At 69.4% G+C, this 20,861-nt stretch carries 16 protein-coding genes and 2 pseudogenes; 7 read left to right on the top strand and 11 right to left on the bottom strand.

Features of this window, described 5'->3' with window-relative positions; translation table 11 throughout:
* Positions 1-226: 226 nt before the first annotated feature.
* Genes ABZU74_RS20310 through tnpA form a run of 3 tightly spaced genes read right to left on the bottom strand, consistent with a single transcriptional unit; the run spans position 227 to position 4,845 of the window.
* Positions 227-2,365 carry an alpha-glucuronidase gene (locus ABZU74_RS20310; protein WP_355425974.1) on the bottom strand — a complete coding sequence of 713 codons (2,139 nt, stop codon included), beginning with the start codon at positions 2,363-2,365 and terminating at the stop codon, positions 227-229.
* Entirely contained in the window at positions 2,362-4,395 is a 2,034-nt protein-coding gene (locus ABZU74_RS20305) for a beta-galactosidase (protein WP_355425971.1), read from the bottom strand. Before ABZU74_RS20305 ends, ABZU74_RS20310 begins: the two co-directional genes overlap by 4 nt.
* A 54-nt stretch (positions 4,396-4,449) precedes the next feature.
* Positions 4,450-4,845, bottom strand: coding sequence for an IS200/IS605 family transposase (gene tnpA, locus ABZU74_RS20300; RefSeq protein ID WP_355425968.1), 396 nt, complete (start codon positions 4,843-4,845; stop codon positions 4,450-4,452).
* Positions 4,846-4,883: 38 nt separating this feature from the next.
* On the opposite strand from tnpA, the gene ABZU74_RS20295 reads away from it, so the two are divergent.
* A complete protein-coding gene (locus tag ABZU74_RS20295) occupies positions 4,884-6,080 on the top strand; it encodes a transposase (RefSeq protein ID WP_355425966.1) in 1,197 nt (398 codons plus the stop codon).
* On the opposite strand, the gene ABZU74_RS20290 is transcribed toward ABZU74_RS20295, so the two are convergent.
* From ABZU74_RS20290 to ABZU74_RS20270, 5 genes are all read right to left on the bottom strand, one after another.
* Positions 6,070-6,759, bottom strand: coding sequence for a DUF624 domain-containing protein (locus tag ABZU74_RS20290; RefSeq protein ID WP_355425963.1), 690 nt, complete (start codon positions 6,757-6,759; stop codon positions 6,070-6,072). The two genes, ABZU74_RS20295 and ABZU74_RS20290, sit on opposite strands and share 11 nt — an antisense overlap.
* A 67-nt stretch (positions 6,760-6,826) precedes the next feature.
* Positions 6,827-8,464 (bottom strand): extracellular solute-binding protein, encoded by a 1,638-nt coding sequence (locus ABZU74_RS20285; RefSeq protein ID WP_355425960.1) that lies wholly within the window; start codon positions 8,462-8,464, stop codon positions 6,827-6,829.
* Positions 8,465-8,517: 53 nt separating this feature from the next.
* Positions 8,518-9,426, bottom strand: a complete 909-nt coding sequence (locus ABZU74_RS20280) for a carbohydrate ABC transporter permease (protein WP_355425957.1) — start codon at positions 9,424-9,426, stop codon at positions 8,518-8,520.
* Positions 9,423-10,412: an ABC transporter permease subunit gene (locus ABZU74_RS20275; RefSeq protein WP_355425954.1), complete on the bottom strand. Its 990-nt coding sequence runs from the start codon at positions 10,410-10,412 to the stop codon at positions 9,423-9,425. Before ABZU74_RS20275 ends, ABZU74_RS20280 begins: the two co-directional genes overlap by 4 nt.
* A gap of 10 nt (positions 10,413-10,422) precedes the next feature.
* Positions 10,423-12,786 (bottom strand): glycoside hydrolase family 3 N-terminal domain-containing protein, encoded by a 2,364-nt coding sequence (locus ABZU74_RS20270; RefSeq protein WP_355425951.1) that lies wholly within the window; start codon positions 12,784-12,786, stop codon positions 10,423-10,425.
* Positions 12,787-13,105: 319 nt separating this feature from the next.
* Here ABZU74_RS20270 and ABZU74_RS20265 point away from each other — a divergent pair, with 319 nt between their 5' ends.
* The 4 genes and pseudogenes from ABZU74_RS20265 to ABZU74_RS20250 all read left to right on the top strand — a co-directional run bounded on the left by ABZU74_RS20265 (position 13,106) and on the right by ABZU74_RS20250 (position 16,241).
* Entirely contained in the window at positions 13,106-14,143 is a 1,038-nt protein-coding gene (locus ABZU74_RS20265) for a LacI family DNA-binding transcriptional regulator (RefSeq protein ID WP_355425948.1), read from the top strand.
* 22 nt (positions 14,144-14,165) lie between these two features.
* A complete protein-coding gene (locus ABZU74_RS20260; protein ID WP_355425945.1) occupies positions 14,166-15,170 on the top strand; it encodes an acetylxylan esterase in 1,005 nt (334 codons plus the stop codon).
* Between the two features lie 557 nt (positions 15,171-15,727).
* Positions 15,728-16,000, top strand: a pseudogene (locus ABZU74_RS20255) (zinc-binding dehydrogenase); the annotation flags it as partial.
* Positions 15,903-16,241, top strand: coding sequence for a zinc-binding dehydrogenase (locus tag ABZU74_RS20250; protein ID WP_355426045.1), 339 nt, complete (start codon positions 15,903-15,905; stop codon positions 16,239-16,241). The pseudogene ABZU74_RS20255 and the gene ABZU74_RS20250, both read left to right, overlap by 98 nt.
* Positions 16,242-16,498: 257 nt before the next feature.
* Here the strand turns inward: ABZU74_RS20250 and ABZU74_RS20245 are convergent, their stop codons facing one another.
* Positions 16,499-16,729 carry a hypothetical protein gene (locus ABZU74_RS20245; RefSeq protein WP_355426051.1) on the bottom strand — a complete coding sequence of 77 codons (231 nt, stop codon included), beginning with the start codon at positions 16,727-16,729 and terminating at the stop codon, positions 16,499-16,501.
* On the opposite strand from ABZU74_RS20245, the pseudogene ABZU74_RS20240 reads away from it, so the two are divergent.
* Positions 16,623-17,682 (top strand): annotated as a pseudogene (locus ABZU74_RS20240) (cellulose binding domain-containing protein). The gene ABZU74_RS20245 and the pseudogene ABZU74_RS20240 sit on opposite strands and share 107 nt — an antisense overlap.
* Before the next feature lie 184 nt (positions 17,683-17,866).
* On the top strand, positions 17,867-19,168 hold the full coding sequence (locus ABZU74_RS20235; RefSeq protein ID WP_355425942.1) for a vanadium-dependent haloperoxidase: 1,302 nt from the start codon (positions 17,867-17,869) through the stop codon (positions 19,166-19,168).
* A 39-nt stretch (positions 19,169-19,207) separates the two neighbouring features.
* Here the strand turns inward: ABZU74_RS20235 and ABZU74_RS20230 are convergent, their stop codons facing one another.
* The gene (locus tag ABZU74_RS20230) at positions 19,208-19,672 is read right to left on the bottom strand and encodes a MaoC family dehydratase (protein WP_355425939.1); all 465 of its coding nucleotides are present in this window, start codon (positions 19,670-19,672) and stop codon (positions 19,208-19,210) included.
* Positions 19,673-19,692: 20 nt separating this feature from the next.
* The gene (locus ABZU74_RS20225; RefSeq protein WP_355425937.1) at positions 19,693-20,841 is read right to left on the bottom strand and encodes an acyl-CoA dehydrogenase family protein; all 1,149 of its coding nucleotides are present in this window, start codon (positions 20,839-20,841) and stop codon (positions 19,693-19,695) included.
* Positions 20,842-20,861 lie beyond the last annotated feature (20 nt).

Here is a 20,861-nt window from a genome sequence, read left to right as displayed (position 1 = left end):
TGACCATGCCAGCTTCAATCGAGCACACTCGATTGTCAAGACTTCCGGAAACCTTTCGGCGCAACGCTTCCGGCGGCCACCTGCGTAGCAATGGGCATTGACGGGCATTGTCGGCGCCGACAGATGCCGAGAAATTATCGGGAGGTTTTCGGAACCAGGCAGACCTCTGGTGGGCACGGCACGCGGGGCCGTCCGACCGGACGGTCAGGCCGCCCCGCGCCGCCGCTCAGTAGATGTCCCGCCCTCGCTCGTCCGGCACCCCGGACTTGCGGAAGAAGTACGTGTTGATCTGGTCGCGCCACTCGGTGGCGCAGCGCACCTGCTCGTCGAGGCGTTCGGCGACCCGTTCGTAGACGCTCGGGTCGATCATGCCGGTCAACGCCTGCCACCTCCGACGCATCGCCGTCACCTCCTCGACCCCCGCGAAATGGGTGTCGTAGATGTGCTGGATGACTGTCGAACCGCTGTGCAACACATGTCCGTACGGCACATGGTGGAAGAAGAGCAGCAGCTCGTCGGGGCAGCTCTCGGGTGACTCGTACACCTGGGCCCAGTACGGCGGGTACTGGCCGGCGAAGCCGGTGCCCGACGCGCGGCTGCGGTCCACGCCGACGCCGTCCCGGTCGGCGAAGTGGTAGGTGCCCCACCGGGTGTACTCGTACCCGTCGACGCCGGGGCCGTAGTGGTCGCCGGGGCTGACCATGAAGCCGACGCCCAGCGGGGCGGTGTAGCGCTCATAGGTGCGCCACGAGTCGTCCATGATCTGGTGCAGGGTCCGCCGCACCAGCTCGGCGTCGGCTGTCGCCGACGGCGGAAACGTCAGCGTGATCCACTCGTCGAGGATCGCCGTCGGGTCCCGGCGAGGGTCCCAGGCCAGCCGACCAAAGGTGTACAGATTGGCCTGCGCCAACGGATGCCCGGTCCAGAAGAGGTCGTCGCCGACGTTGGCGACCGCGACCAGCCCGCCGCCGGCCGCCGCCTCTCCCGTGACCACGTCGGCGATCGTCCGTCCGCCCGGCCCCCACGGGGCGAAGCTCAGCACCTCGCTCCACCACGGGCCGAGGTGGCAGACGTGCCGCTGTTGGCCGGTGTACTCCTGGGTGACCTGCAACTCCACCGCCAGCCGGGTCGCCGGCATCGCGGCGAGCACCGGCGAGACCGGCTCGCGGGTCTGGAAGTCCACCGGGCCGAACTTCACCTGGACGACCACGTTGGTGCGGAACCGTCCGTCGAGCGGGGCGAAGTGGTCGTACGCGGCCCGAGCCCGGTCGGTGGACCGGTCCCGCCAGTCCTGGTGGTGGTTGTAGACGAACGCCCGCCAGTGCACCACTCCCCCGTGCGGAGCGAGCGCCTCGGCCAGCAGATTCGCCCCGTCGGCGTGGTCACGGCCATAGGTGAACGGGCCGGGTTGCCCCTCCGAGTCGGCCTTCACCAGGTAGCCGCCGAAGTCCGGGATGCGGTCGTACACCCGCCGGGTGGTAGCGGCCCACCAGGCCCGCACGGTCTCGTCCAGGGGGTCGGCTGTGGGCAGGCCCCCGAGGACCACCGGCGCGGCGAAGCTGACCGACAGGTGCACCCGGATGCCGTACGGGCGCAGCGCGTCCGCGATCTCGGCCACGTCGCCGAGCCGTTCGGTGAGCAGCAGCGCCTCCGTGCGGGCCACGTTGACGTTGTTCACCGAGATCGCGTTGACCCCGCAGGAGGCCAACAGCCGCCCGTACTCCCGCACCCGGGCCAGGTCGCCGCGCGGACGGCCGTCCCGCCAGAAGATCGAACCGCCCGCGTACCCCCGTTCGACCTGGCCCATCACCGGGTGCACGGCCACGTTGTCCCAGTGGTTCAGCATGCGTCGGCGCAGCGCCGGGCGGTGCCGCTCGGCAGGTCGGGCCGGGTCGAAGGCCGCCGCGCAGAGCCGGACCACGTGGAAGAGCCCGTACAGCAGGCCGGCGGGCGCGTCGGCCACCACCGCTGTCACGTCACCGGCCCGTGCCAGCACGAAACCCTCGTCGCCGAGCGTCCCGCCGTCGCCCAGCTCGGCCAGCGCCGCCTCGCCGGCGGCGCGCGCCGCCTCCACCGTCGGGTTGGGCAGCTCAGCCGCGTCGCGCAGGGCGAGCACCAGGTCGACGTCGACGTCCCAGGACGGGGAATGCCACACCCGCCCGCCGTACCGCGCGCAGGCGCGCGAGACCTCGTTGAGGACGGTGTCGACGAGCAACCCCTCGCCGTGCAGGAGGATGCGGCGCGCACCGAGCGACCGGAACGCCTCCGGGGGCAGCCAGGCCGGGTGGACGCGCGGCTCGTCACCGTCCATCGGCTCCTCGACGAACATCAGCTGCTCCAACTCCACCGACTCTTCGGCGTTCACCTGTCCTCCTCCAGCACGACAACCCCGTACGCCGGCAGCCGCAGGGCAGCGCCGGCCGCCGTACGGTCGCCGGTGAGCAGGTCGACGCCGCCGGTCCGGGCGGTCACCTCGACCGGCTCGGCGCGGTGGTTGAGCAGAAACAGCAACCGCGCCCCGTCCTCGGCGACCCGGACGGCGGATTCCAGGTCCGGTACGTCCGGGTGGGGCCCGAGGAGGTCGTGCCGGGCGAGCACCTGCCGCACCACCCAGGACACCCCGGCCTGGTCCAGACCGGCGGCGACGTACCAGCCGTCGCCGGCGCCGAAGGAGTTGCGGGTCACCGCCGGGGTGCCCGCGTAGAAGTCGGCCTGGTAGGTGCCGACGACCTGCGCGCCCTGCGGGATCACCAGCTCGAACAGCAGCCGGGCGTCGACGTCGACCTGATCCGCGCCGTCGCCGAGGCGGACCGGGTTGACCACCTCCGGGCCGCGGGCGTCCCACTCGTCGACCCGGACACCCATGAGCTGCCCGAGCGGTCCCGGCACGTCCATCAGGAACGCCTGGTCGTTCTCGTCCACCCGGCCGGACAGGTAGGTGGTCAGCACCGACCCGCCGCGCGCCGCCACCCCCTCCAGCCGCTGCGGCAGGTCACCCTTGAGCAGGTGCAGGGCCGGGGCCACGACCACGTCGTAGCGGGACAGGTCGGCGGTCACCGCGACGACGTCCAGGTCCACACCGGCGTCCCAGAGCGCCCGGTGGTACGCGAGCACGACCTGCTGGTAGCGGACCAGCCGGGACGGGCCGTCGGACAGCTCCAACGCCCACCAACTGTCCCAGTCGAACAGCAGCGCCACCCGGGCCGGCGTCCGCGCGCCCAGCGAAGCCGGGCCGAGCCGTTCCAGCTCGGCACCCAGCTCGGCGACCTCCCGGAACACCCGGGTGTCGGAGCGACCGGCGTGGCCGATGACCGCCCCGTGGTACTTCTCGCTGGCCCCGCGGGAGGCGCGCAGCTGAAAGAAGAGCACCGCGTCGGCGCCGTGCGCCACGGCCTGCCAACTCCACAGCCGCATGAGACCGGGGCGCTTCAACGGGTTGACGTCGCGGCACGCGGTGCAGCTCGGGGTCTGTTCCATCAGCCAGAACGGCTGGCCGTCCTTGAGCCCCCGCATCAGGTCGTGGGTCAGTGCCATCCGCGCTGCCGACTTGTCGTCGGGCGGGTAGTTGTCCCAGGAGACGAAGTCCAGATGAGGGGCCCAGCGATGGTAGTCGATCGGCCGGTACATGCCCATGAAGTTCGTCGTCACCGGCAGCGTCGGGCTGGATTCCCGGACGGCGGCCTTCTCGTCGCGGAAGTTGGTCAGCATCGCGTCGGAGGTGAACCGCAGGTAGTCCACTGTGATGCCCTGGAACGCGGTGTGGTCCGGGCCGCGCCAGTGCTCGGTCAGCGCCGACGGCGCCTCGATCTCGTCCCAGTCGGTGAAGGTGTGCGACCAGAAGGTGGTGTACCAGGCCTCGTTCAGCTCGTCGAGGGTGCCGTAGCGGTGGCGCAGCCAGTTCCGGAAGCCGGCCGCGCACAGCGCGCAGTAACAGGCGCCGCCGTACTCGTTGCCGACGTGCCAGGCGAGCACCGCCGGGGTGTCGGCGTAGCGGCGGGCGACCCGGCGGGCCAGCTCCGTCGAGAGCCGACGGAAGACCGGCGAGCTGGGGCAGGAGTTGTGTCGCTGACCGAACCGGTGCTTGCGGCCCTCGAAGTCGGTCCGGGTCACCTCGGGGTACGCCTTCGCCAACCACGGCGGGTGGGCTCCGGTGCCGGTGGCCAGGCAGATCCCGCGTCCCTCGGCGCTGGCCCGCTCGACGATCCTGTCCAGCCATGTGAAGTCGTAGGTGTCCTCGGCGGGCTGGGTGAGCGCCCAGTCGAACACGCCGAGGGTGACCAGGTCGATCCGTGCGCTGTCGAAGAGACGGTAGTCCTGCTTCCACACGTCCTCGGGCCACTGTTCCGGGTTGTAGTCGCCCCCGAAGGGCACCTTGGCGCTGAGGGGCAGGCTCATGCGATCGGTCCCGAGGATCCGCCGGCTTTAGGCGTGGGGAGGTGAAAGATGTTGTTAAGCGTTGCGCTGGTCTTCGACATAGCGCTCGACGACCTCCGAGGTTGCGCCACCGGTGGTGGCGACGAAGTAACTGTTGGTCCACAGGGTTGGCAACCGGGACTTGAGCTGCGGGAACTCTTGGCGCAGCAGTCGTGACGATCGGCTTTTGATCTGCTTGACGAGGCGGTGGATGCCGTACTGCGGATCGCAGACGACCAGCAGGTGCACCCGATCCGGCATCGTCTCGATCGCCTCGATAGGGGCGTCTCGTTCGGCACACACCTCGCTGATGATCTCCTTGAGGCGGCCGTCGACTGCTCCGGTAAGCACCGGCCTGCGGTACTTCGGACACCATACGACTTGGTAGTTGCACCGATAGACGACATTGTTTCTCGACCTGACCTCATCCACGGCGACACTATATAGCGCACTGCTGTATAGTTCGTGATGTGATCGAGGTGGTGCGCTATACCTACCGGCTGCGCCCCGGCGCGACCGCGACAGGCGCACTGTTGGCTGAGTGGGGCCGCTGCCGGTGGTTGTGGAACGAAGCCGTCCACCAGCACAAGAGCGGCAACAAACCCACGTTCGGTGCCCTGTCCAAGATGCTCACCGAAGCGCGCGCCAGATACACGTGGCTGCGTGACGGATCCCAGGTCGCCCAGCAGCAAACCCTGCGCACCTACGCCACAGCGGTGCGGCACTCTTTCACCATCAAAGGCAGGAGGCGGCCAACGGTGAAAACCCGCAAGCGTTCGCTGCCCAGCCTGGAGTACACCCTGCGTGGGTTCACCCTTGCGGACGGCCGGCTGCGCCTCGCTGGCGGCATCACCATGCCGATGGTGTGGTCTCGCCCCCTGCCGTCTCCACCAACCAGTGTCCGAATCTACCAAGACAGCCTCGGCCACTGGTATGCGTCGTTTGTGGTCCGGCGTGAACGCCCTGACGCGCCAGCGTCGTCCGGGACGATCGGCATCGACTGGGGCGTGACGACCACCGCAACGACCACTGATGCCCGCTTCGACCTGCCGCACCTCGGCCACCGCAAGCGGTGCGCCGCCGAACTGGCCAAGACGCAGCGGAAGATGGCCCGACGCCGCCGCCCGAAAGGTCACGCACAGTCCAACGGCTACCGCCGCGCCAAACGTGCGGCAGCGAAGCTGCACAAGAAGGCCGCCCGGCAGAACACCCACGACGCCCGCCAGTGGGCGAAAGCCATCGTTGACAACCACCAGGTGATCGCGGTGGAAGACTTCAAGCCGAAGTTCCTCGCCAAGTCGACCATGGCACGCAAGGCCGCGGACGCCGCGATCGGCGCGGCCAAGCGGGAACTGATCCAGCAGGGCATGCGGGCAGGCCGGAAGGTGTTGCTGGTTCCGCCCGCCTACACGACCATGACGTGTTCCTCGTGCGCGGTGAGAGCCAAGCAGCGCATCGGGTTGAACGTCAGAGTTTTCGAGTGCGCGGCCTGCGGCTTCACCGCCTGCCGCGACCTCAACGCCGCGAGGACGATCCTCGCCACGGTAGAGCGCGACCGTGCCGGTGCTGACGACGTAAGACATACGATCACCTCCCCTCGGGGTGCGGGGTCAAATGCGGTCCGAGCCGTAAATCCCCCGGACTCATCGGGAAGCGTTAAGAGGTGAACTCCTTCCGGATCAGGTGGATCATCGGGTCGCTGATGCGCAGGTACGCCAGCACCGCGATCGACGTCAGCAGCATCAGCACCGCCTCGGAGAAGACCGCTGTGATGCCGGCCGCCGCGGCCAGCAGCAGCGCGTTGCCGACGGGGACACCGGGGGTACGCACGAGGAAGTGCACGGCCAGCCGGAGCACGTCGCGGGTGCGGAAGTCGAACAGCGAGGTGATCACCAGGGCGTTGGCGGCGCAGAGCGTCACGCCCACCGCGATCAGCACCAGCGGCACCGCCCACCAGCCCGGAAGGCCGACCGCGCCGGAGTAGGCGAGGTTGACGGCGAGCACTGTCAGCCACAGCAGCGTCGGCACCCAGATGCGCAGCACCCCGAACGCGTTGGCCCGGTAGCCGCGCCAGAACAGGGCCGCCGGGTGCAGGTCGGTCAGGTCGGTCTGCTGGTGGCGCAGGGCGTACAGGGTGGCGGAGATGGCCGGGCCGACCGGTACCAGGAGGAGCGCGGCCAGCGGCAGGTTGCTGCGGTCACGGCCCAGGACCAGTAGCGGGAGCAGGGCGGGCAGGGTGGTGAGCAGCAGGAGCATCTCGACCACGAGCAGGATGTAGACGCGCGAGGTGATCCGCGACAGTGGTCCGTCGCCGAACTGTCGCCAGGTCTGGGCCGCGCCACTCACGATCGCTCCCTCTGCTCGCCGGGGGTCCGGTCGGGCCGCGACAGGCACCCGACCGGACCCCCGCTGGTCAGCCGTTCTTCTTCTGGAACCGCTCGTACGCCTTGTTGACCAGGTCGATGTACTGGTCGGAGTTCTTGGCCTTCAGCTCGGCCACGTACGCGTCCCACTCACTGAGTGGACGCTGCCCCAGGGCGAACTTCAGGGTGTTCTGGGTGACGAAGTCCTTCAGCGGGGTCTCCCAGAGCGACACCTGCTCGCGTTCCTCGTCGGTGAACGGGCGCGGCGGGGGGACCTCCCTCGGTTTGCGGGCGTCCATCACCTTCTGGAACTCCAGCTCCTCTGGGGAGAAGAACCCGCGGACCAGGTCGGGGCTGCCGCCGTAGGCGAAGACGCCGTTCTGGAAGCCGAAGTCCTTCTGCAGGTGCTTGGGCGCCTTCGGGTTGAGGCCGAGGAAGTCGACGCCGGGGTTGAGCGAGCGCTTGCCGGACGCGTCCTTGGTGAAGGTGGTGCCCTCGACGCCCCAGCGGGCGAACTCCAGGCCGGCGTCGGAATACCAGAGCCAGTCGATGAACTGCATCATGGCGACGAAGTTCTTGCTCTCCCGGGCCTTCGTGGAGATCATGATGCCGTTCTCCAGGCGGGGGAACGGGTTGATCTCCCCGGCCGGGCCGATCGGCAGCGGGATCTTGGCCATCTTGGCGTTCGGCAGGGTCTTGGCCAGGTCGGGCCGGTGGTTGTTGACCAGGGTCTGCGCGTTGCCGGTGACCACGAAGGACTTGCCGTTGGCGAGCTTCTGGCGGGCCTGGTCGTCGGTCTGGGTGAAGCTCTCCGGGTCGAGCAGACCTTCGGCGACGAGCTTGTGCAGGTAGGTGACCATCTGCTTGTACTGCTCGGACGCGCCGGTGTAGGTGAACTTCTTCGCTGCCGGGTCCCAGGTGGCGTGCTGGTAGTCCCAGCCCGCGTAGGTGCCGTGGGACGAGCCGAGGAGGTTCAGCAGCGCGCCGGTCGGGTTGGGCTTGCTGAACAGGTCGGAGTACGGGTACACGTTCGGGTACTTCGCCTTCATCGCCTTGAGCACCGTGTACAGCTCGTCCCAGGTCTTCGGGACGGCGAGCTTCAGCTCCTCCATGATGTCGGTGCGTACCAGCACCGTGTAGTCCTGGGTGGGCTTCTCGTGCAGGCCCGGCAGCAGATAGAACTTACCGTCGGCCTGCCGCAGGTTGTCGATCTCCGGCTGGAGGTTCCACTTGGTGATCTTGTCCTTGAGGTTGGGCATCAAATCCAGGTAGTCGCTCACCGGGAGGATCGCCCCGGAGGACACGAACGCGTCCTCCTGCGGGTGGTACGTCTTCGGGATGATCAGCGGGGCGTCGCCGGCGCCGATCAGCAGGCTGCGCTTCTGCTCGTAGTCGCTCAGCGGCACGGCCACCGGATCGATCTTGACATTGGTCCGCTTGGTGAGCTCCGACCAGAACAGCCAGTCTTCCTTGAGCGGATAGAACGTGTGGTTGTTGTAGAGGGTGGAGAACGAGAGCGCCTCGGTGGCCTTGAACTGGTCGCCGATGCCGTAGTTGGCCATCGCGCCAACCCGGTTCTCGGAGAGGTCCGTCGACTCACCGGGGTCCTCGGAACAGGCGGTGGTGAGGGAGAGCGCGAGCAGACCCGCGGTGGTCAGTGCCACGCGGCGCCACGTCTTGTGGAGCATGGCTCGTCCTTTCGGTGGTGGGGTTCGGAGGTGCAGCGGTGCGGCGCTCGCCGTCATCCCTTGACCGCGCCGAGCATCACGCCGCGGACGAAGTACCGCTGGACGAAGGGGTAGATCGCCAGGATCGGCAGGGTGGTGAGCACGATCGTCACGGCCTGGAGGGTGGCCGCGGCCTGAACCTTGTCGGCGTCGGCCGCGGCCGACTCGGCGCTCGTGGCGCCCGCGATGAGATTGCGGAGGTACACGGTGACCGGCAGCAGATCCTGCTGGTCGATGTAGAGGAACGCGGTGAACCACGAGTTCCAGAAGGAGACCGCGTAGAAGAGCACCATCGTCGCGATGATCGCCTTCGACAGCGGCAGCACGATCCGCAGCAGGATGCCGTACGTGTTCAGCCCGTCGACCGCCGCGGCCTCCTCCAACTCGCTCGGCAGACTCTCGAAGAACGCCTTCATGACCAGCAGGTTGAACACGCTGATGGCATTGGGGATCACCACGGCCCAGATGGTGTTCTTCATGCCCAGGCTGGTGACCAGCACGTAGTTGGGTATCAGGCCACCGGAGAAAAACATGGTGAACAGCGCGACACCGATGAGAAAGGGGCGCCCCTTGAGCTGCGGCTTCGACAGCACGTACGCGTAACACGTGGTCAGCACGATCGAGATGAGCGTGGCGACCACCGTGTACACCACCGTGTTGCGATAGTTCGTCCAGAACATCGCGTCCGACATCAGCAGCTTGTAGGCGGTCAGGTCGAACCCACGCGGGACGATCGTCACCTTGCCGGCGATGATGTACGCCTCTTCGCTGAGCGAGCGGGCCACGATGTTGAGGAACGGGTACAGCGTCACGACCACGACGCCGAGCAGGACGATCGTGTTGACCACCCGGAAGATCCGGTAACCCCGGCTGTCCACCGGCCCCCGCGTCTTCGGGGCGTCGATCTTCGTACCGAGGGTCACCACAGGCTCGTCCCCACCGTCCGACGGGAGATGACGTTCGCCGACAGGACCAGGATCAGCCCGATCACCGCCTCGAAGAGGCCGATGGCGGCCGCGTAGCTGAAGTTGCTCGACTGGAAGCCCATCCGGAACAGATAGGTGGACACCACGTCGGCTGTCGGATACGTCAACGGGTTGTAGAGCAGCAGGATCTTTTCGAACCCAACCGCCAGGAAGCTGCCGATGTTGAGGATCAGCAAGGTCACCATCGTCGGACGGATGCCGGGCAACGTGACGTGCCAGGTCTGCCGCAGCCGGCCGGCGCCGTCGATCCGGGCGGCCTCGTACAGGTCCTCGTCGATGGTCGTGAGGGCCGCGAGGTAGAGGATCGTGCCCCACCCGACGGTCTGCCAGACCTCGGACGAGACGTAGATGGTGCGGAACCACTCCGGTCTCTGCAGGAACGCCACCGGGTCGCCACCGAACAGACTGACAAGTTGGTTGGCGGTGCCCTCGATCGAGGTCAACTGCATGACCATGGCCGCCACGATCACGATCGACAGGAAGTGCGGCAGGTACGACACGGACTGGACGAACCGCTTGAAGCGGCGGGCCCGGACCTCGTTGAGCAGCAGCGCCAGCACGATCGGCAGCGGGAAACAGAACAGCAGGGTCAGCGTCCCGAGCACCAGGGTGTTGGTGAACACCTCCCAGAACGTCGGGTCGGTGAGGAACATCCGGAAGTAGCGCAGCCCGACCCAGTACTCACCGAAGATGCTGCCGCCCGGCTTGAACCGACGGAACGCGATGATGTTGCCGATCATCGGCAGGTAACGGAAGACCAGGAAGAACAGCAGCGGCAGGATGGCCAGGGAGTAGAGCTGCCAGTCCCGGCGCAGCGCCTGCCGCCAACTGCGACGGCGTCGTGGCGAGCGCGGGGCAGGGTTCTGCGCCTGCTGCGGAGAACTCGGCGGCGCCGGCGGCGGTGGCCGCAGGGTGGATGTCATCCTTGGCCTCCTATGCCGACTGTGCAACAGCCACGAGGGGCTCGATCCGCACCGAGGTGAGCAGTTCCCGCTCGTAACCGACCTGGCGTTCGGTGCCGACCAGTCGCAGCGGTAGGACCGCCGCCACGTCGCCGCTCGACCGGCCGAACCGCAGCTCGACGGCGCCGGGCTCGACGATCCGCTGGCCGGTCAGCCCGGTGAACGACGCCACGTCGGCCGGTACGCCGAACGTCACGTGCGCCACCTCGCCGGGCGCCAACGGCAGCCGGGTGTAGCCGATCAGCCGCACCACCGGACGGGTGGTCTGCGCGACCGGATCGTGCAGGTAGAGCTGCACGACCTCGCTGCCGGCCCGCTCACCGGTGTTGGCGACGGTGATCCGCACCCGGATCTCGCCGTCGACCGGCCAGGCAGCCGGATCTTCGCGCGGCTCGACCACCGTTGCGTCGGACCATTCGAAGGTGGTGTAGCTCAGCCCGTGGCCGAACGGGTACGCCGGGGTCGGGTCGATCGAGGAGACCTTGTTGCGCCGGCCGAGCGGTGGCGCCAGGTAGGTGCTCGGCAGCCCGCCGGCGTCGCGGGGAACGCTGACCGGCAACCGCCCGGACGGGTTGACCGCGCCGGTGAGCACCTCGGCCAGTGCCTGACCACCGAGCTGACCGAGGAAGAACGCCTGCACCACGGCCGCCGCGCCGTCGAAATCCGGGCCGAGCGCATAGGGGCGGCCGGTCATCAACACCAGGACGACCGGGGTGCCGGTGGCGAGGACGGCGCGGACGAGGTCGGTCTGCAGCCCGGGTAGTCGCAGGTCGACGGCGTCGCAGCCCTCACCGGAGGTGCCCCTGCCGAACATTCCCGCCCGGTCGCCGACGGCAAGCACGCACACGTCGGCGGCGGCGGCCGCCGCGACCGCGGCCGGAATACCTGAGGTGTCCTCGCCGGTGATGGTGCATCCCGGCTCGTAGGTGAGCATCGGGACGCGTCGGGCCAACTCGTCGTGCAGTGTGGGGATGTCCAGGCCGAGCCCGAAGTCGCTGTGGTGGACGCCCACGTGGTTGGGGAACGAATAGCAGCCGAGCATGGCCATCGGGTCGTCGGCGGCCGGGCCGACCAGGGCGACCCGGCTGCCCACGGGCAGCGGGAGGACGCCGGTGTTGCGCAGCAGGACGACGGACTCCCGGGCCAGGCGTACGGCAATGTCCTGGCTGGCCTCGTCGTCGAAGCGCAGCGACGCCACGTCCTCTGGCAGCTCCTGCCAGCCCTCGTCGAGCAGACCGAGCTCGATCTTCTGGATCAGCACCCGACGCAGCGCGCAGTCGAGCAGCGCCTCGTCGACCTCGCCGCGGTGCGCCGCCTCCACCAGCGGTGCGCCGAAGGCGTCCACTGTGGGCAGCTCGACGTCGATCCCGGCCCGCAGGGCGAGCCGGGCCGCGTCGGCGGCATCCTCGGCGACTCCGTGCAGGGTCTGCAGGAACCGTACGGCGAAGTAGTCGGCCACCACGGTGCCGGTGAAGCCCCACTCGTCACGCAACAGCCCGGTCAGCAGCCCACGGTCGGCCGCGACGGGCAGGCCGTCGATCTCGGCGTAGGAGTTCATCACCGAGCGGGCGCCGCCGAGGCGCAGCGCCATTTCGAACGGCGGCAGGATGACATCGGTCAACTCCCGGCGGCCCATCGGCACCGGCGCGAGGTTACGTCCGCCCCGAGAGGCGGAGTAGCCGGCGAAGTGCTTCAGCGTGGCCACCACGCCGGCCCGCTCCAGACCCCGCACGTAGGCGGCGCCTGTCGTCCCGACCAGGTAGGGGTCTTCGCCGATCGTCTCCTCGGTACGGCCCCAGCGGTAGTCCCTGGTGACGTCCAGCACCGGGGCGAGGCCCTGATGCACACCGGCGGCACGCATCGACCGGCCGATCCGGTCGGCCATCGCCTCGACCAGTTCGGGGTCGAAGGACGCGCCCCAGCTCAGCGGAGTCGGGTAGACGGTGGCCCGCCACGCCGCGAACCCGGTGAGGCACTCCTCGTGCACCTGCGCGGGAATGCCGAACCGGCTGGCGGCCACGATCTGCGCCTGTGAGGCCGCCAGCGACCGGGCGCCGGACACCGGGTCGACCGGGGCGGTGCCGAACGGGCGGGTCAGCTGGCCCAACCCGTACTGGATGACGGTGCTCCACTGCGGCAACTCGCTGATCATGTCGGACTGGTGCGGTGCCACACCCTCGCCGCTGGCGTCGGCGCCGACCCAGACCCCGACGAGTTGGGCGATCTTTTCTTCGAGGGACATCAACGGCAGGAGCGCATCGGCCCGCTCTGTCGGCGACAGCCGCTGATCACGCCACGGCGCAGCGCTGCCGTCCTCGAGCGACTGACTACCCATGCCATGACCCCTCAGCTCCGGCCACATCCCGGTGTCCTCGTGGAACCAGCTCAGTGGCGGACGTTTCTCACGATCCGAAACTTTCCGGAAACCTGCGTAACCTTTTCGGCAACCTAAGTGCCCCATCGATGCCTGTCAAGAGCCTCAATCGGACTACCAGGGGGTGTTTCCAGCACACGGTGACTCCACAATCGGCGCTCCGTCGCCGACGAGCGGCACAATAACCCGTCAATGCGTGACCCGACTGCGGCACCGACTGGCGTGAATGTCTCATCATGTTAAGGTCGCCCGAAACTTTCGGATGTCGTATGAGGCCGCGATGACAGAGCACCGCCCGCTCGACCCACCCGCCTCCACCACCATCGCGACCATCGCCAACGATGTCGGTGTCTCGGTCGCGACCGTGTCCAAGGTCCTCAACGGACGCGGCGATGTCGCCCCCGGCACCCGGGCCCGGGTGGAGGCGAGCCTCGACCGCCACAAGTACCAGCGCCGCGCCCGGCGACACGCGACCAGCGGCGGCCGGGTGGACCTCGTGTTCCACGAGTTCGACACCGGTTGGGCGATGGAGATCCTGCGGGGCGTCGAGGCGGTGACCTCCGCAGCCGGCATCGGGCTGTCGATCGCCCAGCTCGACGGCGCGCACCGCCCGCCCGCACAGTGGCTGGAGGCGTTACTCGCCGACCGTCCCCTGGGCGTGGTGTTCGTCCTCTCCCATTTGGCCGAGGCCCAACAGCAGCACCTGCGCCGGCAGGGCATACCGTTCGTGGTCGTCGACACCGACAGCGCCACCTCGGCCTCCGTGCCCACCGTCGGGTCGAACAACTGGAACGGCGGCCTGCTCGCCGCCCGGCACCTGCTGGAGCTGGGGCACCGACGGATCGCCATCATCTCCGGGCCACCCGACGTGCTGTGCAGCCGCGCCCGTGCCGCCGGCTTCCAGTCCGCGCACGACGAAGCCGGGATCGTGGTCGACCGCGAGCTGATCCGGTACGGCAGCTTCTCCGCCGGAGCCGGGCACGCCCACGGGCTGCAACTGCTCCAGCGGCCGGACCGACCCACGGCGATCTTCGCCGGGTCGGACATCCAGGCCATGGGGGTGCTCCGGGCCGCCCGTCAGTGCGGTCTGCGAGTGCCCGAGGACCTTTCGGTGATCGGGTACGACAACCTGCCGGTCTCCGCCTGGACCGACCCGGCCCTCACCACGATCAACCAGCCGTTGCGCGACATGGCCGGCATCGCCACCCAGATGTTGCTCGACCTGACCAGGGGGAACCAGCCGGCGACCAGCCGGATCGACCTGGTGACCGAACTGGTCGTCCGGGAGAGCACCGCCCCACCCGCCGACCCGCGCTGACCCCCGGCCCCTGCGAGGACCCGTGCCCCACTCCGCCTTCACCTTCGACGACCTCCAGCGGTACGCGCCCGAGGTCGCCGAGCCCGACGACTTCGACGAGTTCTGGCGGGACACGCTCGCCGAGGCGGCCGCCGTGCCGGTGCTCGTCGACGTCCGTCCCGAGCCCACCGACCTGTGGCTGCTCGACTCCTGGGACGTCACGTTCGCTGGTTTCGGCGGTGACCCGGTGCGCGCCTGGTACACCCGCCCCGCCGGGGTTCGGGAGCCGCTGCCGGCCGTGGTCGAGTACGCCGGCTACGGTCGCGGGCGCGGCCTGCCCCACGAACGGCTGACGTGGCCGGCGGCCGGGTACGCGCACCTGCTGATGGACAACCGGGGTCAGGCGGGTCAGCACGGCGCCGGGGACACTCCCGACCCGCACGGCGCGCCCGGCGGGCCCTGGCCGGTCACCTGGGGGATCCTCGATCCGCGGAACTACCACTACCGCCGTCTGATCACCGACGCGGTCCGGGCGGTCGAGGCGGCCCGCGCGCTGGCGGGGGTCGCGGCTGACCGGATCAGCGTGGTCGGCAACAGCCAGGGCGGTGGCATCGCGCTGGCGGTGGCCGGTCTCGTCGACGATCTCAGCGCGGTGCTGACCACCGCCCCGTTCCTCTGCGACATGCGCCGGGCCGTCGCGCTCACCGACCTCGCGCCGTACGGCGAGATCGCCCGGTACCTGGCGGTGCACCGGGAGGTCGAGGAGGCGGTGTGGCGCACCCTGTCCTATGTCGACGGGGTGAGCTTCGCGCGGAGGGCGACAGCGCCGGCGCAGTTCGGGGTCGGCCGGCGCGACACCGTCTGCCCACCGCGAACCGCCTTCGCCGCCTACAACCACTACGGCGCCGCGAACGGGAGGCCGGTCCCGCCCGAGCGGGAGATGCACGTCTACCCGTTCAACGGTCACGAGGGCGGCGAGGCCGTCCACGTCCGGCGTCAGCTGCGCTGGCTGCGCTCGGTCCTGGACCCGATTCCCGCGCCTCGTTGAGCAGTCACCTTGACTTCAACCAAGATTCAAGTCGTAGCGTCGCCACAACAGTCGTCGAGGCCGGTCGAAACGGCGGGCCATGGCCGAGTGGGGGCAGCTGCGTGCGTGCGATACAGGTTTCCGAGTACGGCGGGCCCGAGGTTCTGGTCCCGGTGGAACTGCCAGACCCGCAAGCCGGCGAAGGGGAGGTGGTGGTACGGGCCGAGGCGGTCGACACCATCTATGTCGAGACCCAGATCCGCCGTGGCTGGGGCCCGAGGTTCGGCGTCATCCCGCCGTACGTGCCGGGGGGCGCAGCCGCGGGAACCGTGGTTTCCACCGGTCCGGGCGTCTCCCCGTCCTGGGTGGGCCGCCGGGTCGTCGCAGGCGCTGGAACGCGCGGTTCCTACGCCGAGCTGGTTCGCGCCGCCGTCGACCGGCTGGTGCCGGTCCCGGACGGGTTGGACCTGCGGGAGGCGGCGGCTCTCGCGCACGACGGGGTGACCGGCACCGGGATCATCGAGCGCGCCGGCATCACCCCCGGCGACCGGGTGCTGATCCTGGGGGCTGCGGGCGGCATGGGAACGCTACTGGTCCAGCTCGCGCGTTCCCTGGGTGCACAGGTCGTGGGAGCCGCGCGGGGCGCGGACAAGCTCACGCTGGTACGGCAACTCGGCGCCGACACCGCCGTCGACTACACCGAGAGCGGCTGGACCGACTCGGTGCGCCACGCGTTCGGGGGTCTGCCCGTCGATGTGCTGCTGGACGGCGTCGGAGGCGACCTCGGCAGCGAGGCATTCCACCTGGTGGCGGACGGTGGGCGCGTGTCGGCCCACGGGGCGGCCAGCGGCGACTTCGCCACGATCGACGCGACGGACGCACGCGCCCGCGGCATCGTTCTGCGTGGTATCACCGACGTGCAGTTCGAGGCGTCGGAAGATGACGCGGCTCGCCGGTACGGCCCTCGCAATGGCCGCGGAAGGGCTGATGCGCCCGGTGATCGCACGTACGTATCCGCTGTCGTCGGCGGACGAAGCTCACCGTGCGATGGAAGCCCGCGCGATTTCGGGAAAGGCGTTGCTCATTCCCTGACCCCGATTGTCGGCTCGCTCCGGGCACCGCAGGCAGGGCCCGGAGCCTGCTGCAACGGTAGACAGCGATCGCTATCCGTCTATTGCTTGTGTTAACGATAAGACGCTATGGTGCGTCCGGCGAGGTGCAGGGCACACGTCGCCCGGCTCAGCGATACGACCACCAGCGACGACATCCGGGCTCTGGTCGTTCCGCGCAGCGGCACTTTCCCCGTACCGCACGAATGGCGGCTCCCGTCTCGTCGGTGGCCGCTGTCGTCACGCACCCCACCACCAGAGGAATCCCATGCCCAGTCCAAGGCTTGCCCAACCCGTCCCTATCGCATCGACCCGCAGCGTGCCGACGTCGAGGCCCCGGCGGGTCAGACGGTGGTGGACGGCGCTGGCCGCCGTCGCCGCCCTGGTCGCCGCCGTACCGATCGCGACGACCCCCGCCAGCGCGGAGTCCAACGGCGGCGTACGGGTGATGCCGCTCGGCGACTCGATCACCGACGGATTCAACGTTTCCCGGCGGTTACCGGATCGAGTTGTGGCAGCGGTTCACGTCCGGTGGTTACCGGATCGACTTCGTCGGCTCCCAGTTCAACGGGCCCGCGAGCCTCGGCGACCACGACCACCAGGGCCACTCCGGCTGGACGATCGCCCAGATCGACGCCAACGTGGTGAACTGGTTGCGGGCCACGAACCCGCGGACCGTGCTGCTGCACATCGGCACCAACGACATGTACGGCGACACGTCCGGGGCCCCGTCCCGGCTGGCCACGCTCGTCGACCGGATCACCACCACCGCCCCGAACGCGGACGTGTTCGTCGCGACGATCATCCCGAAGTCCGGCGCGGACAACCAGGTCCGGGGCTACAACGCCGCGATCCCCGGGATCGTGCAGAGCAGGGCCGCCGCCGGTAAACGCGTACACCTGGTCGACATGTACCGCGCCCTGACGCTCAGCGACCTGGCCGACGGGGTGCACCCCAACGCCACCGGCTACCGCAAGATGGCCGCCGCCTGGTACGACGCTCTCCGTACGGTGCCCGGCAGCATCGGGGGCGACACCCCTCCGACCACTCCCGCTCCCACCACTCCCCCGCCCACCACTCCCCCGCCCACCACGCCCCCGCCGGCCGGTGACTGCCGCGTCACGTACACGGTCAACGCCTGGAACAGCGGTCTCACCGCGTCGGTCTCGGTGATCAACACGAGCAGCGCACCGGTGAACGGCTGGGCCCTGGCGTTCACGCTGCCCGCCGGGCAGAGCATCACCAGCGGTTGGAACGCCACCTACTCGCCGTCCAGCGGAGCGGTGACCGCCCGCAACGTCTCCTACAACGCGACGATCGCGCCGAACACCTCGGTCGACATCGGCTTCCAGGCAACCCACACGGGTGGCACCGGTCGTCCGCCCGCGTTCACCCTCAACGGCACCGCCTGCACTGTCGCCTGACACCAGCCGACGCGGTGCCGGGCCCCACGGGCCCGGCACCGCGCTCGGACCCAACTGCCCGTACCCGGGGGCGACCGGACGGCCAACCGTCGAGGCGTGACGGTGCTATGTTCGATCGTCATCGATACCGTTCGTCGGCCGCTTCTTTCGACAAGAGCGTCGACACGTCAGCGACGGGGAGATCATGACGAGCCAGAACCCAACACGCCGTGCGATCTGGTCCCGCGTCATTCCCACAGCCATCGCGCTCTGCTCGCTGGTCGCGTCCACGATGACCGGGCCGGCAACCCGCGCCGAGGCCGCGGCCCCTGGCACCGATCCCGCCAATCCGGTGGTCACCTGGGATCTCCATGCCCAGACGGCGATCTGGGACGTCGCGGCTCAGCAGCCGAACGAACAGGTGCGGAGCTTCGCGATGGTGAACGGGGCTGTCTACGACGCGTTGAACGCGATCGCCGGCACCCCCTACCAGCCGTACCTGACCGCACCGCCGTCGAGGGGGACCGAGTCGGCGGACGCTGCCGTCGCCGCCGCCGCCCACGACGTACTCGCCGCCCTCTTCCCCGCTCAGCAGGACCGGCTCCGCGCACAGTACGACGCGGCTCTCGCCGTCATTCCCGACGGGCGGTCGAAGCAGGGCGGCATCGTGATCGGAGCACGAGCCGCGGCCGCGATGGTCACCGCGCGGCAAGACGACGGCGCGTTCGGGGACCAGCATTGGAAAGACGGGACACGACCCGGCCAGTGGCGACCGACGCCGCCGCTCTTCCTGTCCCAGGGCGCATGGACCGGCCACATGCGGCCGTTCCTCATCCCTCGTGCGTCGACGTTCCGCACACCCCCGCCGCCACGACTGAGCAGCAGCGCATACGCCCGCGACCTCAATGAGGTGAAGGAGGTCGGCTCCACGACGAGCACGGTGCGCACCCAGGACCAGACGGAGGCCGCGATCTGGTGGCACGACCGGCGCTCCGCCTCCTGGGAGATCAAGCGACAACTCGCCACCACCCAACGACTGGACGCCCTGCAGACCGCGCGATTCTTCGCGATGACCGATCTCATCGTGGCCGACTCGGGAGTAGCTTGCTTCAGCCAGAAGGACCTCTGGAGCTACTGGCGTCCGGTCACGGGGATCCAACTGGCCGACACGGACGGCAACCCAAGGACGGCGGCCGAGCCAGGCTGGCAGTCGCTGCTCGTCACGCCCCCCTTCCCCGAATATCCCTCCGGCCACGCCTGCGGCACCGGCGCGCGCATGTCGTTGTACCGGTACTTCTTCGGCCGAGACGACATCGCGTTCAGCGGTTCCAGCGTCGACTCCGGCACGACCAGGCACTTCACCAGCTTCTCCCAGGCGCTCAGCGAGCTGATCGGCGCACGTGTCTGGGGCGGCGTCCACTTCCGCACCGCTGATGTCGAGGGGGCGCATCTGGGTGCGGAGGTCTACCGCTACGCGGTCCGGCACTACTTCCGCCCCCTGACGTAAAGGGGGCTTACGAGACCCAGCCCTTGCCGAGCTGAGCGGTCACTGCTCCGCGGCGCGGTAGAGCCGGCTCACGGTCTCGGCGACGCAGACCGGCTTACCGCCGCTGTCGCTCTCCACGGTGGCCGTCACGACCAGCTGCACACCGCCGCTCACCGGAGACACGTCGGCGATGGTGGCGGTGGCGCGGACGGCCGCGCCGACCCGGAGCGGCGCGGGAAAACGCACCCGGTTCAGCCCGTAGTTGACCCCCATCGTCACTCCCTCGACCCGGTAGAGCCCGCCCGCCAACGCCGGCAACAGCGACAGGGTGAGGTACCCGTGCGCGATCGTCCCGCCGAACGGCCCCGCCGCGGCTCGGACCGGGTCGAGGTGGATCCACTGGTGGTCGTCGGTGGCGTCGGCGAAGAGGTCGACGCGACTCTGCTCGATGCGCTGCCACGGACCGGGCCCGATGCTCTCACCGGTGGCGGCGGCCAACTCCTCGAACGAGGTGAACACTCTCATGCCAGGTCTCCCTACAGCTACTAGAAGGCGTTGACGCCGGTGAGCGCACGTCCGATGAGGAGTTGCTGAATCTGACTGGTGCCCTCGTAGAGCGTGGCCACCCGCGCGTCGCGCAGGTACTTGCCGACCGGGTACTCGTCGATGTAGCCGTACCCACCGAAGACCTGGACCGCGTTGTTGGCCGCGCGGACGGCGGCCTCGCTGGCGAAGAGCTTGGCCATCGACGCCTCGGTGGCGAACGGCTGGTCGCGGTCGATCAGGTCGGCCACCTGCCACACCAGCAGCCGGGCGGCGGCGGTGTCCACCGCGATGCCGGCGAGCAGTTGTTGGACGAGCTGATGCCCGGCGATCGGCTTGCCGAACTGGGTGCGCTGCCCGGCGTAACCGACCGCCGCGTCGAGGCAGCCCTGGGCGATGCCGACACACCCGGCGGCCACCGACATCCGGCCCTTGGCGAGGGTGGCCAGGGCCAACCGGAACCCGGCCCCCTCGGCGCCGAGGCGGGCCGTGTCGGGCACGCGTACCTCGTCGAAGCCCAGCTCGCCGGTGGCCTGACCGCGCAGGCCGAGTTTGCCGTGGATCTCCCGCCGGGTCAGCCCCGGGCTGCCGGTGGGCACCAGGAAGGCGGTGATTCCCCGGTGCCCGGGGCCGCCGGTGCGGGCGAAGACCAGCGCGACGTCGGCGGTGGTGCCGTTGGTGATGAACGTCTTCGTGCCGGTGAGCAGCCAGTCGGTGCCGTCACGGACGGCACGGGTACGCAGCGCGGCCGCGTCCGAGCCGCTGTCCGGCTCGGTCAGCGCGAAGCAGCCGAGTGCGCTGCCGGCGCAGAGCTTTGGCAGCCACTCGGCCCGCTGTTCCGCACTCCCGTGCGCGGCGATCGACTTCGCGACCAGGCCGAGGGAGACCGAGACGATGCCGCGCACCGCCGAGTCGCCCCGGCCCAGCTCTTCCAGGACCAGGCAGTACGCGAGGTGGTCGCCGCCGGAACCGCCGTCGGCCTCGGCGATGGTCAGCCCCAGGAAGCCCAGGTCACCAAGCATGCCGACGATGGCGGGGTCGACCGATTCGCGGCGATCCCAGGCAGCCGCGTGCGGCAGCAGCTCGCGGTCGGCGAACTCGGCGGCCAGCTGGCGGACCGCCGCCTGCTCGGCGGAGAGGGTGAGGTCCATGACGCTCAAACTAGCGGTGA

The organism is Micromonospora sp. NPDC005171, assembly GCF_040608575.1.
In the GTDB taxonomy this organism is placed as follows: Bacteria; Actinomycetota; Actinomycetes; order Mycobacteriales; family Micromonosporaceae; genus Micromonospora.
This window is presented reverse-complemented; position numbering and strand designations above follow the sequence as displayed.